The organism is Paraburkholderia xenovorans LB400 (assembly GCF_000013645.1).
GTDB classification, from domain to species: domain Bacteria; phylum Pseudomonadota; class Gammaproteobacteria; order Burkholderiales; family Burkholderiaceae; genus Paraburkholderia; species Paraburkholderia xenovorans.
In genome coordinates this window covers 1,911,906-1,925,168 of sequence record NC_007951.1, presented here as the reverse complement: position 1 = coordinate 1,925,168, position 13,263 = coordinate 1,911,906, and the positions used below count along the sequence as shown (strand labels likewise).

The following is a 13,263-nucleotide window of genomic DNA, read 5'->3' as shown; positions in this document are numbered from 1 at the left end:
CGCGTGCCTGGCATCAGGCGAAAAGCCAGGGCTCATGGGCGCGGCGATTGCGTTCATACGCACGGATCTGATCGGTTTGCTGCAATGTCAGAGCGACGTCGTCCAGCCCATTGAGCAAGCGGCGTTTGCGCTCGGGCTCGACGTCGAACGGAATCGCATCACCGGCTGGTGGTTGAATGCGCTGAGCCTCCAGATCGATTGCTAGCCTCAGGCCGGGAGTACGCCCAACGAGATCGAACAACTGCTGAACGATACGTTCATCGAGCTTGATCGGCAGCATGCCGTTCTTGAAGCAGTTGCCGTAGAAGATGTCGGCAAAGCCTGGTGCGATCAGCGCTCGGATACCGAAGTCCCACAACGCCCACGCTGCATGCTCGCGACTCGATCCACACCCGAAGTTGTCGCGCGTGAGGAGAATCTCCGCACCCGCGAAACGTGGTTGATTGAGTACGAAATCGGGATTCAACCGACGGGTCGACGGATCCTGTCCCGGCTCTCCGTGATCGAAGTAGCGCCATTCATCGAACAGATTGATGCCGAAGCCGTTACGTTGCACCGATTTCATAAACTGCTTGGGGATGATCGCGTCGGTGTCGACATTCACGCGGTCGAGCGGCACCACCAGCGCCTCCAGTTTCGTAAAGGGTTGCACTAGAAGCCTCCGTGGGAAACGTCAACGAAGTGACCTGCAATCGCTGCCGCGGCTGCCATCGCAGGACTGACGAGGTGGCTGCGGCCACCAGGCCCCTGACGGCCTTCAAAATTTCGGTTAGATGTAGACGCACACCGCTCCCCCGGACGCAGGCGGTCGTCGTTCATGCCGAGGCACATCGAACAACCCGGTTCGCGCCATTCAAAGCCGGCCTCCTTGAATATGGCGTCCAGCCCCTCGGCCTCGGCCTGTGCCTTGACGAGACCCGAGCCGGGCACCACCAGCGCAAGCTGGACGGTCGGCGCGACGTGCCTGCCCTTGACGATCGCGGCGGCTGCACGCAGATCCTCGATGCGTGCATTCGTGCAGGAGCCGATGAAAATCTTGTCGAGTGAAATGCTCTTGAGCGACGTACCTGGCTCAAGTCCCATATACGTAAGCGCGCCGGCCATGGTGGCGCGGCGAACGGGATCGGGATCGTCCAACGGATTCGGTACAGCGTCGTCGACCGTGACCACCATTTCGGGCGACGTGCCCCAGGTAACCATCGGCCGTAGCTGCGTTGCGTCGATGTTGACGATCTTGTCGAACCGGGCGTCCGCATCGCTGACCAGCGTGCGCCAATAGGCGACCGCCGCATCCCAGTGTGCTTCTGCGGGCGCGAAGGGACGCCCCTTCACATAGTCGATCGTGACATCGTCGACGCCGATCAGCCCCACCCGGGCGCCCGCCTCGATCGCCATGTTGCACAGGGTCATGCGACCCTCCATCGACAGCGTGCGGATCGTGCTGCCCGCGAATTCCATTGCGTAACCGGTGCCGCCGGCGGTACCGGTCCTGCGGATGATCGCGAGAATCACGTCCTTGGCCGTGACGCCCACCGGCAGTACGCCCTCAACGTTCACGAGCATCGACTTCATTTTCCCAACCGACAGGCATTGGGTTGCCAGCACGTGCTCGACTTCCGACGTGCCCACCCCGAACGCCAGTGCGGCGAACGCACCGTGGGTACTCGTGTGCGAGTCTCCCGCCACGACCGTCATGCCCGGCAACGTCGCCCCGAGTTCCGGGCCGACTACGTGGATGATTCCTTGCTGCGGGTTCCGGATACCGTACGACTTGATACCAAACTCCTTGCAATTTTTGTCGAGCTGCGCGACCTGAATGCGCGAGAGTGGGTCAGCGATCGCGTCCATGCTCGTGCGCTCCGCGGCGATCGTCGGTACGTTATGGTCAGCGACCGCGAGTACTGTTTCAGGCCGCCAGGGTTTGCGGCCCGACAGGCGAATCGCCTCGAACGCTTGTGGGCTTGTCACCTCGTAAACGAGATGGCGGTCAACATAAAGCAGCGTTGGGCCGTTGGGCGTTTCCGCGACGACGTGGCTTTGCCACAGCTTGTCGAGCAGCGTACGGGGTGAAGTCGCAGGTTCCATGGGAGAGCCTCCATATTCAGGATGAGAGCATGCTGGTTTTGCTATCACCGCAGCCCGCGACGCTGCGATATAGGGACATCTATTGTCCACGCGCGATGCTGTAGGCGAAATGCACTAATGCGGAACGGGGCTTTCGTGAAACACAAAACCTCGATACCGATCAACGGACTGCCACAGCGTCCGGCGTGGCTCCAATCAAATGATTGACGAGCAGCGACGCGGGCCGGGGCAACGCGTTCAGGTCACGAGCACAGATGAAAAGTTCACGACGCGTCCAGTTTTCCGACAGGGGTATCCTGCAGAGGTCCATCGACCTCAGGTGGGGACCCACCGCTGCATCGGGCAGTATGGCGATGCCAGGCCCTGCGGCTACCATGAGGCACATCGCATCGAAGCTGCGGACCTGGATTCGCAACTTGATCTGGCCACCAGAGAAGGCGGTGGCGGCCTGAAGACGCTTCGCCAGCGACGTATTACGAGCAAGGCTGACGAAGTCGAACTCGAGTGCGTCGACGAACGAAACCGATTCGCGCTGAGTCAGTGGATGACCATCGGGCACAACAAGGAACAGATGATCCTTGCGATACAACATCGCCTGAAGCCCAAGCGTTGGCATCCGGTCTGCCATAATGCCAAAATCGGCTGCACCATCTACCACGGCCAGAGCAACCTGCTCGCTATCCTGCTCTTCCAACTCGATACGGATATCAGGATGGACTACGCTAAACGCCGCGATGTCCGTCGGAAGGAACTGGGTCACACTCGATGTGTTGGCCCACAACCGGACGACGCCCACAACACCCGCCGCATAATCCGACATCTCAGCGGTCATCCGGTCCATGTCGTTCAAGATCCGCTGCGTATGTCGTTCGAGCGCTTCGCCTGCTGCGGTCAGCGCAACGCCACGGGCGTGGCGCTCGAACAGTTGCACGCCAATTGATGCTTCGAGGTCGGCCATCCGTTTGCTCGCCGCACCTATTGCGAGATGCGCGCGCTCGGCGCCCACCCGGATACTTGAGCTTGCCCGCAAAAAATGGATCCCTTGCTGAGTGTGTAAAACTCACGCAAGGAGGAAGGAAAGATGGGTAATCCGAGAGCCCGATATACGCGGGAATTCATGCTGGAAGCCGTGCGCATGGTCCGCGGCGGCCAGAGCATGGCGGCGGTGGCGAAGATACTGGGTATCAGCCCGAAGACGCTGCACAACTGGGTTAAGGCCGATGCCGCTGGGAAGCTGAACGGCGCAGGCAAACAGGTTTCTCCTGAACAGATGGAGATTGCCCGGCTGCGCGCGGAGTTGGCACGCGTGAAAATGGAGCGCGACATATTGGAAAAAGCCACGGCGTACTTTGCAAAGGTGTCGGCATGAAGTACGCCTGGATCGAGCTTCACAGCCGACAATGGCCGGTGTCCCTGACCTGCCAGGTGCTGGGTGTCAGCCCCAGCGGTTACCACGCGCGCAAGGCGCGGGATGTCGATACTGACCGAGCGCGCCGACGCATCAGCAACGACGCTCTGCTGGTGCACATCAAGGCCGTGCACGCTGAATCCAAAGGCGAGTACGGCTGGCCGCGCGTGTGGAAGAAGTTGCTGGCCCAGGGCATTCGCGTCAGCAAGGATCGTGTCCAACAGCTCATGAAGCTGCACGGCATCAGGGCGAAGACCAAACGCCGGTTCAAGGTCACGACCGACAGCAACCACAGCCTGCCGGTCGCGCCGGACCTGCTGCAACGAGACTTCTCTCCCGCGCGTCCAGATCAGGTCTGGACTACGGACATCACGTACATCTGGACGGACGAGGGTTGGCTGTTTCTGACCGTCATCCTCGACCTGTTCAGCCGTCAGGTGGTGGGCTGGTCGATGCAGCCGCACATGCGCACGGAGCTGGTGTCTGACGCGCTGCGTATGGCGTGGTTTCGCCGCCGGCCGGAAGCGGGCCTGATCGTCCATAGCGACCGCGGTAGCCAGTATTGCAGTCGTGACTTCCAGGACCTGCTTAAGGGCTACGGCATGCGCAGCTCGATGAGCCGTCGAGGAAATTGTTGGGACAACGCGCCGACCGAGAGCTTGTGGGGATCGCTCAAGCGAGCACGCATCCTTGGCCAGCGCTTTGCAACGCGTCGGGAAGCGATGGACGAGGTAATCGACTGGTTGAGCTTCTACAATCATTCGCGCTTGCACTCGACGTTGGGCTACGTCAGTCCGATGCAGTTCGAGCGGGACTGGTACGCTGCCCAGAACCAACGGGTGGCATAATCTCACTCAGCTAAGGGATCCGAAATTCGCGGGCAACGTCAACTGCCGCTACGCGAGATGAGCGCAAACAGGTAAAGCGAGACGAGATCGAGACGATGAAGATTCATGCGACATAGAGTGACAGCTGGAGCAAATGGGACATCTCGAGCGTGCCACGACCACAGGCATTTCGAGGATGCCGCGGAACGACCCAATCTCCAGAGAACGGAGCTGCCCGCGCCGACACGCAGCATGCTCGGCCAGACTCCGGCCAGTAGTTTTGACAGGCACCTGACGTTTTAGAATTGACCGTGCGCGGGTCCGTCGAACGATATTGATATGACGACAACCGCATATCTACAGGTTGCATACTTTGGCCTGCGGCGCCTCGTTTCTTGCACGACGCCGCCTCAAGTCACTAGCATGATCGCTGGCCGCAGTAGCGGCCTAACGATTCCGCCAAGCCGATCATTCTTCACGAAGAGTGCATCAAAGTGCATCTGCGGAAGGCGGGCCCAAACTGATCCGAGCCTGAATCAACCCGCCTGATAGGCCTTCAAACCGAGGTCCATCCGGAAGTCAATGATGAGCCGCCGGGTCTTGAAGCGCCAGACTCCGTTGTCACGCGCGAGTTCGTCTTCATATCGACCAGCCGCGGCAATGACGATCTCCGATGCACTCTCTCTCACCATGATAAACGTGCTGTTTGATCGTGCCGTATCCCCATCTACATTGACGAAGACGTTCGTCATGATGTGCTTTCTCTTGGGACCTTCGCCTTCCACCGGAAGGATCCCTTCTGCGAACGCCCGGATTGCAGCGCGCCCTTTCGGTTGGCCGACGTCGTCGGCGTAGAACACGCCGTCCTCGGTAAATAGGGCCGCGAACTCGTCAAAACGTTGCAGATCCATGTTGTCGCAAAAGCTCGAGAGCAGGTCGTGGATCTTGTCCTTGTCTTCCAGAGTGGATGCCATGTCAGTCTCCTTCCAAAATATACTTTTGCGCACGGCCTTTATGACAGTGCGCCCGGATGCATTCGGGAGCACAATCCGACGCATTCCCAATTTATCTCATATCACATGAAATGATGCAAGTACTCCCATCCTCCGACCGCATATCGAAGCGCTGGATGACTCCCGATTGCACACATCAGGGAAACCACCATTTCCCTTTTCATTTCAAATGATATGAAATGATAGGAGACATAAATCACACCGGCGCCACGCGGCACCAATTGGAGGAGACCATGCCAGCTCACCTGCTTTACGCATCAGACATTTGCCCCGACGAACCGGGCGATTACGCCCTGTCACTCCCGGGATACGACGAACTCGCGAACTTGCGTCGACGCGTCGGTACCGTCACCATCGTCGCAGTCATGGCAAGTTACCTCGGCTTTTTCGCACTGGTGGCATTTGCGCCAACGTGGCTCGGCACGTTGGTCCCCGGCTGGGGTTCCATCGCCTTTATCGCAATGCTGGTGATGTACGCCATCGCCTGGACGATCACCGGGCTCTATCTGCGTCATGTAGGGCGAAGGCTTGCTCCACTGGAGAAACGAGTACGCGCTGCGCTGCTCGCGAAACTGGATAACGCACCGTTTGAGGATCCGTCCAAATGAAAGGAAACGGAATCCTGACAATGGCTGTGTTCGCCGGTCTCGTGCTCTGCATGTTGTTCATCATTGCGCGCGCGGCACGCAGGACCAAGACCTCGGCAGACTTTCTCGCCGCTGGACGCAGCATCTCGGCAGCACAAAATGGCCTGGCGATAGCTGGCGACTTTATGTCTGCCGGCACGTTCCTCGGAACCACAGGCCTGATCTATCTGTATGGATTTGATGGCACGCTCATACTCGTGGCCGCACTCTTCGGCTTCCTGCCGTTACTGCTGATTGCCGAGCGCCTGCGCAATGCCGGCGCATTCACGCTCAGCGAGCTGTTGTCGAGGCGCTTTCATGACCAGGCGCTGCGCGGAGTCACCGCGCTCACATCACTTGCCGTGAGCCTGCTCTACCTCGTCGCGCAACTGGTCGGCGCGGGCATCCTGCTGCAGGCTCTGACCGGTCTGCCGTACGCACTGGCAGTGGTGATCACCGGCATTCTGATGACGATCTATGTCGCATACGGCGGCATGCTCGGCGCCTCCTGGGTCATGATCGTGAAGGCCATCATCCTACTGATCGTTGGCATCGCAATGTCGACTGCGATTCTTGCGTTGAGCGGCTGGAATATCGGCGCGCTGATGCAGCTCGCGGCTAACGGGCATACCAAGGGACTTGCATATCTGAAGCCTGGTCTGCTTCTGTCGCCTAGCCATCCCATCGATACCCTGTCGTTCGGTCTCATTTACATGCTTGGCACGGCGGGCCTTCCGCACGTACTGATCCGCTTCTTTACCGTGAAGGACGGCAATGCCGCGCGGCGCTCGTTGGGCTGGGCCGTAGCGGTGATGGGCGCGTTTTTCCTGATGATCGTCGTGCTGGGTATGGGTGCCCGCGCTGTGCTGCACGGCAACGACGCCAATGCCGCCGCCGCCGTAGGCGGCAACCTCGTCGCGCCGATTCTCGCTGGCGTACTTGCAGGTGGCAACGGGACGGTGGGCGGCGCGCTGGCGATGGCGTTTATCTCCGGCGTCTGCTTCCTGACGATTCTCGCGGTCGTGTCAGGCCTGCTGATTTCCGCCTCCGGCACTGTTGCGCACGACCTCTTTGCGGGCATTATCTGGCGCAACCGCCCTGACGTTGAACGTCTGGAGCGCAGAATGGCGCGCCTGTCCTCGGTACTCGTCGGAATCATCGCGACGCTGTTCAGCATCGCCGTCGGAACGGGCTTCAACATCACGTTCCTGCTCGGACTCGCGTTCCTCGTCGCCGCCAGCGCGAACCTCCCTGCACTGGTGTGCACACTGTTCTGGAGACGATTCTCTCGGGGTGGCGCATTCGCCGGGCTCGCCGGCGGCCTCGTGGTGTCCATTGCCGTCATCCTGCTATCGCCGATGGTGATGGGCACCGCAGCGCTGATTCCGCTCAAGTACCCCGGAATCATCAGCATGCCGCTCGGTTTTGTACTGTGCTGGCTCGGCACCCTATTGCGCCCGGACAAGGATGCCGAGACCCGCTACGCCGTGTTGCGCCTCCACACCGAGATCGGCCTGGGCGCACAGAGTGATGCCGTAGCCGGCCACTGACTTCACCGTATCCCCATAACGACTAAAGACCGTCTCGGCGTTCTCGACCGTGACGGCTTGGAGACAGAATGAAAACGTATACCAGAGCTGCGGTAGTGGTCCTGTTAAGCAGCTTTGCGTGCGCCGCGCGCGCGCAAAGCAGTGTGACGTTGTACGGGATGGTCGACATCCTGATGGACATTTCGAATCAGGGAAACGGCACGCTCACCCGGATGACAAACGGGGGCCTTGCAGGTTCGCGGATCGGACTGGCCGGCGTAGAGGAACTCGGAAACGGATACAAGGCCATTTTCAAGCTTGAAAACGGATTTGCATCGAATACGGGCGTCATTGAGCAAGGCGGAGCGCTGTTTGGCCGGCAGGCATGGGTGGGCCTGCAGGGGCCACAGGGTTCGCTGACGTTCGGCAGGCAGTACGCTCCGGAATTCCTTGCCGTCAGCGACTACGATGCGTTCTTTGCTGGCCTCGGAGGCAGCTTCTGGAACTTCGACCGCACGTTGAGCAACGGAACGGTGCAGAGCACACTGATGACCGACATCATCACATGTCGCACCAATAACTCAATTGTCTATTCGTCGCCCACGGTACAGGGCGTTTCGTTCGGCCTGATGTACGGCGTGGGTGGTGTCCCAGGCTCGATCAGCGGTGGCGCCACAATCAGCGGTGCATTGAATTACGCAAACGGACCGCTGGCTCTCCACGCTGGCTACCTGCATATGAAGGATGCGTCTGATCCGGGCTACTACGAGGAATGGGGGGTCGGTGGCAACTTTGTAATAGGGCCAGCAAAGCTTTACGCGGGCTACACAAAGGACATCTATCCTGACACAACGACACCCGCGACAATCCAGAACACGCAGCGGTACGCGATAGCCAACCTCGGCGTCAAATACATGCTGAGACCTTCGCTGGCGCTGATCGGCCAGGTGTCAAAAATCATAGATACGTCCGACGGGCTCGGTGCCTCACAAAACGCGTATGTCGAGGCCGTCGAGATTAATTACCAGCTCTCAAAAAGGACCAGTGTGTACGGCGGGTACAGCCAGGTAAACAACAAGAACGGTTCCGCGTACTCGCTTGGCGCTGCCGTTTATTACGGCGGACCCGCGGTCCCTGATACGACCTCTCGCGTCTTTCAGTTCGGGATGCGTACGCTGTTCTAGTGGACGCCAGCGCGAGGGATCAGGGCAGTGTCGAGCCGGCCGGGCACCTGCCTGCTGTGACTATGATGATTTCAATTAAAATGATACGATCGCCCGGGAAGGCATGTAGCCAGTCGGTAGTTGCAGACGCCTTGTGCTACACCCGGCCGTCGCCGGGATATTTACTGATAGACCTCCAACGCCCCTGATGACCTCACGCAAGCCATCCTCGAAGTCGAAAAAATCGCCAAACACCGCCATGCGCCGGTTCGATCTCGAGCACTTTGTACCCTACCGGCTGCTGAGAATTACCACGCGCATTACGGCGATCGCATCCAGGCGTTACGCCGAGAACCTGGGCATTACCATCCCGGAATCGCGTGTTATCAACGTGCTGGCATCGAAGGGGCCAATGTCGACGTTCCAGATCGCCGACAACACAGGCATGGATCGCGCGAAAGTCAGCCGCGCCACGCAGCGCCTGACCGCAAGCGGCAGGCTCACGCGAGCCGTCAACGAGAACGACAAGCGCCTCATTCTGCTGACATTAACCGATAGTGGCTGGACGCTGTATCAGCGCCTCCTCGAAATTCTCGAGCACTTCGAACGCGAGATAGCCGATGCGATCCATACCGACGGCACCGAACAGCTGCTCAAGCTAATCGGCAAACTGGACCATGCTTTCGAGACGTTCCCCGTCGACGACGAACCCGAATAAAACCCCAGCACGCGCGACGACGCCCTCTTCAGCTTCCTGTGACCGCCAACGTTCCGACACGCCATGCATGTGGAGGCGGTCCAAGTTCGCGATGACGCGCGGGGAAATCGCGCACAGCTGTGTAGACCCCATCCGGCATAGGCACAACACGCCGCGCACGCTGATCGACGTGCAACGATAGCAATTCGAAAGTCGCTGCAATCGCTTGACCATGTGTCGACATACGCGCCCACCAGTGTAGCCGCTTCGCATCGCACTCGAGCAGACACAGTTCGACTTGCGCCGTCTCACCAGCCTTCAGTTCATGTAGGTAACGGACATGATTTTCTACACCGAAGAAAGATCCAAGCCCCTGGGCAGTATACGATTCGCCAATTCCAAGTCGCTCCATCACCTCTCCTACGGCACGAATGAACAACACGGTATAAAACGGTAAATGCATATGGCCATTGTGATCGATCCATGCGTCGTCCACCTGAACCGGCTTCGCAGAGAACCAGGCGTCGTTCACGTCCGATGATGACATCGAAGTCATCGCGTCATTTCCTGTAGCTCGACAGCATCGCTTCCACCTCGGGATCGGCAAGGTTACGGTCGATGATATGTTCCGCTTTCGCCACGCGCGCCAGCAGCATCTCTCTCGCAGACTGATCCATCATCTCGCGGCCGTAGCGGACCGCGGCGGTCCGCGCCACATAGAACTCGACGCGGTCGCGCGCGCACTTCGTGAAATCGTCCGCAGGAAGCACTTCGGTAACAAGTCCGAGCGACCACGCATCGTGCGCGCTCAACACCCGCGCGCCGACGCAAAGCGCATACACGAGCGGCTCAGGCAATTTCTGTACAAGCACCGCATGAACCAGCGAAGGGTACATACCGAAGCGCATCTCGGGAAAGCCTTGCGTGGCTTCGTCGGACGCAATCACGACATCCGCGAGCGCTGACAACACGCACCCCGCGCCAAGCGCCCTACCTTGCATCACACACAGTAGCGGCACCGCGCGCTTGTCGAGTGCGGCGATCAGCGTGCGCAATGCGTCATATTGTTGCCGGCGATGCGTTCTCAGTTCGCCCATGTCAGCGCCCGCGCAAAAGTTCACACCTGTCGACCGGAGTACGATTGCGTCGATTGCGGACACACGGCCAGCCGACGCAATCGCATCGGCGAGTGATCCCAACATCGCGACCGACAACGCATTGGCACGGCTTTCGCGGCAGATCGTCACATAACGTAGACGGCCCTCATCCACGACATCGACGAAGCCGTTACCGGGATTATCCTGATTCAGTTCGGGAGTCATGCTGTTCATCCTCGCGGCTGTCCCGCCGTCACATCGGAGAGCCATTCGACGATCAGCGCCGCAATACGCTCACTGCCCTCATCCATCATCATCATATGCGAGTGCCCTGGCAGGCCCTGATTGTTGAGCCGCAGCGTGTGCGGGATACCGCCTGCCCGCCCCCATGCCAGGAGCGCACCTTGCGCCTTGGCGTCGAGATCGCGCCAAAGCGCGGACTGTGCGAAGTAATCACCGGACACGAGAAGCAACGGGCGGTTATGGAGCGCCACCGATCCAATCGACGAAAAGTTCCCATGAGGCTCAAGCGCGACGGCCGCGCGCACGAGATCAGGACGTGTTGCAGCCAGTTCGATCGCGAAACCGCCGCCCTGGCTGTGTCCTAGCACAATGCACGGGCCAAGCCGCTCAATCAGCGCCAGCAGCGCGCGCCGTTGCGCATCGATCGTCGCGGGCCAGCGCGGCACCGTGCGACGCGTAAGCTCGCCGAGACAGGTGTACGGAAAACGCTGTCCCGCATAAGGAATGCGGCGTACATAATCCGACGCATCGCCAATCCGGTACAGCGCCCACGACTCCTGCTCGCTGCGCACGATCGGCATGCCATCCCACTCGCCTTCCAGTGCGCAGAAGCCGGCACGGCCCCGCTCGACATTATCGACAACATGTACCGCAAACCCGGCCACCAGGAAATCGTGCAGCCACCCGGGCCGCCCGTCGGGTGTCGTTTCCCAGGCGCTGCCGGTCAGGCCGCCACCATGAATCAGCACAAGCGGCCATTCGACGCGTTGCGTGGACGGAACAAAGTATTGGACGTACGCCTGTTCGATCCAGAATTGCCCATTCGGATCATAGTCAAGGCCAAGACCCGCTGACAGGGCAACGGTACGCTTTGCACGACCTTCAACCGTCACGGCCCGGCCGCCCACCGTATAGCTGCCCATCGCGGCAAGACCCAGCGCGCTCATGGCTCGCGCCCGAGAATGGCAACGCTGTGGCACGCCTGCATGCCACCGTTCCCGTGCACGAGTCCGATGTGAGCATCCTGCACCTGTAACCCAAGCGCCTCACCCCGCAACTGCCGGATCGTCTCGCTGATGCTGTCCATCACACATGACACGCCTGGCTGACCAAACGACAGCCATCCGCCGTTTGTGTTCGTCGGCAATGCGCCTTGCGGGCCGGTCGCGCCGGAACGCACGAATTCGCCCGCGGCCCTTAGATCAGTGAAGCCAAGTTCTGCGAGCACCTGCAACTCGACGTGTGCAAACTGAGACGCCGTTTGCACGACATTGATGTCGTCGGGACGCAAACCCGCCATACTGAACGCCGCGTCTCCCGCCACGCGGCACCCAGTCGACGTAATGTTTGGCAGATCACCCAGCGGAAGGATGCTGCTGCGCAACGCCATGCGGTCGCTCAGGTATTCATGCGTCTGACATTCGCCCGCCCCGAGCAGATAGATTGGCCGGTCCGACATCGAGCGCGCGGTGTCGGCATCCGTCACGATCACGGCGCCGGCGGTCCCGGGTGGTCCCCAAGGGGCACAATGCCAGAGCCGCAAAGGCGATGCGATCATTGGTGAGCGCATCACGTCGTCGATCGTCACAAGGCCCTTGTGTCCCTTCGCTGCGTACGGATGATGTACAGCCCATTCCTGGCATTGCACCGCAACCGCCGAGAAATCCTCTTCGCTCATGCCATATTCGTGCATCAGGCGGCATGCCATCTGTGCGTAGATCGTCGGAATGATCGGCTCGTACGGCTGCTCGAATTCGGGGTCCGCATCCATGCCTCCGATCTGCGCACGCACGGTCGGCTGACTCGCGGCCGCGTCGGCGCCCACGCATAACACAAAGCGCGCGACGCCACTCGTCACCGCGAGCGCTGCATGCTTGAGCATCGAGTTCATGCCTGCCGCATGAATGGTGATTTCCGACGCATAGCGCGGAGTGATCTTGTTGTACGCCGCGAAGATGTTGTTCCATTGGTGACGCTGATCGGACATCGGCGCGCGGCCCGTCAGCAGCCCGTCGATTTCGTCCTTGTTGAGTCCTGCGTCGTCGAGCGCCCGGCGCGTCGCTTCCTGTGCCAGTCGCATCGCACTTTTAACTTCCCCACGCTTGCAATAACTGTCGCCGAAACCGACGATCGCGGCCTTACCGCGTAATGCGTTCGTACTCATCGTGGCAACACCTTGAACTTGGGAAGTACGAGCGAGTCGTCAATTTTCGCAAACAGAACTTCGAGAGGATCGCCGATCGTCAGCGAATCGAGGTCGTCGGTGAAGAATTCAGCGAACATGTGAAATCCTTCGTCGACTTCGGCGATACCGAGCACGCGGGGCGCGTCCTCGCCATCGACCGGCCGCAACGCGACATGCTGCACCGAAAAAGAATAGATCCGTGCGCGTCCCGCCGATACCTTCCATGTGAGCGCATCCGTCAGACAATACGGGCACAGCGCCCGCGGATGAAACACGACTTCGCCGCACTCACTGCAATGCTGGTAACGCAACTCTCTGCGACGGCAACCTTCCCAGTACGGCTCACTGTCGAGAGAGGATCGGGGATATGTAACGTGCTTCACCGGTTGT

General features: G+C 59.9%; 14 protein-coding genes. 5 read left to right on the top strand and 9 right to left on the bottom strand.

The window, feature by feature from the left end:
• Positions 1-13 precede the first annotated feature (13 nt).
• From leuD to BXE_RS08420, 3 genes are all read right to left on the bottom strand, one after another.
• The gene (gene leuD / locus BXE_RS08430) at positions 14-652 is read right to left on the bottom strand and encodes a 3-isopropylmalate dehydratase small subunit (RefSeq protein ID WP_011487930.1); all 639 of its coding nucleotides are present in this window, start codon (positions 650-652) and stop codon (positions 14-16) included.
• Positions 652-2,085 carry a 3-isopropylmalate dehydratase large subunit gene (gene leuC / locus BXE_RS08425; RefSeq protein WP_011487929.1) on the bottom strand — a complete coding sequence of 478 codons (1,434 nt, stop codon included), beginning with the start codon at positions 2,083-2,085 and terminating at the stop codon, positions 652-654. Before leuC ends, leuD begins: the two co-directional genes overlap by 1 nt.
• 160 nt (positions 2,086-2,245) lie before the next feature.
• The gene (locus BXE_RS08420) at positions 2,246-3,091 is read right to left on the bottom strand and encodes a LysR substrate-binding domain-containing protein (protein WP_267886360.1); all 846 of its coding nucleotides are present in this window, start codon (positions 3,089-3,091) and stop codon (positions 2,246-2,248) included.
• 75 nt (positions 3,092-3,166) lie between these two features.
• Here BXE_RS08420 and BXE_RS08410 point away from each other — a divergent pair.
• A protein-coding gene (locus BXE_RS08410) for an IS3-like element ISBxe1 family transposase (protein ID WP_085953580.1) occupies positions 3,167-4,341 on the top strand; the annotation gives its coding sequence in 2 pieces (ribosomal slippage) (positions 3,167-3,422 and positions 3,422-4,341; 1,176 coding nt in all).
• A gap of 515 nt (positions 4,342-4,856) precedes the next feature.
• Here the strand turns inward: BXE_RS08410 and BXE_RS43305 are convergent.
• Positions 4,857-5,294, bottom strand: a complete 438-nt coding sequence (locus BXE_RS43305) for a nuclear transport factor 2 family protein (protein ID WP_011487927.1) — start codon at positions 5,292-5,294, stop codon at positions 4,857-4,859.
• A 272-nt stretch (positions 5,295-5,566) separates the two neighbouring features.
• Between BXE_RS43305 and BXE_RS08400 the strand changes: the two genes are divergently transcribed.
• From BXE_RS08400 to BXE_RS08385, 4 genes are all read left to right on the top strand, one after another.
• Positions 5,567-5,941, top strand: coding sequence for a DUF485 domain-containing protein (locus BXE_RS08400; RefSeq protein WP_011487926.1), 375 nt, complete (start codon positions 5,567-5,569; stop codon positions 5,939-5,941).
• Positions 5,938-7,509 (top strand): solute symporter family protein, encoded by a 1,572-nt coding sequence (locus BXE_RS08395; RefSeq protein ID WP_011487925.1) that lies wholly within the window; start codon positions 5,938-5,940, stop codon positions 7,507-7,509. The genes BXE_RS08400 and BXE_RS08395 overlap by 4 nt, the downstream gene beginning before the upstream one ends.
• 68 nt (positions 7,510-7,577) lie before the next feature.
• Complete coding sequence (locus tag BXE_RS08390) at positions 7,578-8,672, top strand: porin (RefSeq protein WP_011487924.1); 1,095 nt, start codon at positions 7,578-7,580, stop codon at positions 8,670-8,672.
• Positions 8,673-8,859: 187 nt separating this feature from the next.
• The gene (locus BXE_RS08385; protein WP_011487923.1) at positions 8,860-9,369 is read left to right on the top strand and encodes a MarR family winged helix-turn-helix transcriptional regulator; all 510 of its coding nucleotides are present in this window, start codon (positions 8,860-8,862) and stop codon (positions 9,367-9,369) included.
• A gap of 28 nt (positions 9,370-9,397) precedes the next feature.
• Here BXE_RS08385 and BXE_RS08380 read toward each other — a convergent pair whose 3' ends face one another.
• The 5 genes from BXE_RS08380 to BXE_RS08360 are packed head-to-tail and all read right to left on the bottom strand — an operon-like array spanning position 9,398 to position 13,256.
• Positions 9,398-9,904, bottom strand: a complete 507-nt coding sequence (locus tag BXE_RS08380; protein WP_011487922.1) for a thioesterase family protein — start codon at positions 9,902-9,904, stop codon at positions 9,398-9,400.
• A 4-nt stretch (positions 9,905-9,908) separates the two neighbouring features.
• Complete coding sequence (locus BXE_RS08375) at positions 9,909-10,670, bottom strand: enoyl-CoA hydratase/isomerase family protein (RefSeq protein ID WP_148222929.1); 762 nt, start codon at positions 10,668-10,670, stop codon at positions 9,909-9,911.
• A gap of 5 nt (positions 10,671-10,675) precedes the next feature.
• Positions 10,676-11,635 carry an alpha/beta fold hydrolase gene (locus tag BXE_RS08370; protein WP_011487920.1) on the bottom strand — a complete coding sequence of 320 codons (960 nt, stop codon included), beginning with the start codon at positions 11,633-11,635 and terminating at the stop codon, positions 10,676-10,678.
• Positions 11,632-12,852, bottom strand: a complete 1,221-nt coding sequence (locus BXE_RS08365; RefSeq protein WP_011487919.1) for a thiolase family protein — start codon at positions 12,850-12,852, stop codon at positions 11,632-11,634. Before BXE_RS08365 ends, BXE_RS08370 begins: the two co-directional genes overlap by 4 nt.
• Complete coding sequence (locus BXE_RS08360) at positions 12,849-13,256, bottom strand: Zn-ribbon domain-containing OB-fold protein (protein WP_011487918.1); 408 nt, start codon at positions 13,254-13,256, stop codon at positions 12,849-12,851. The genes BXE_RS08365 and BXE_RS08360 overlap by 4 nt, the downstream gene beginning before the upstream one ends.
• Positions 13,257-13,263: the final 7 nt, after the last annotated feature.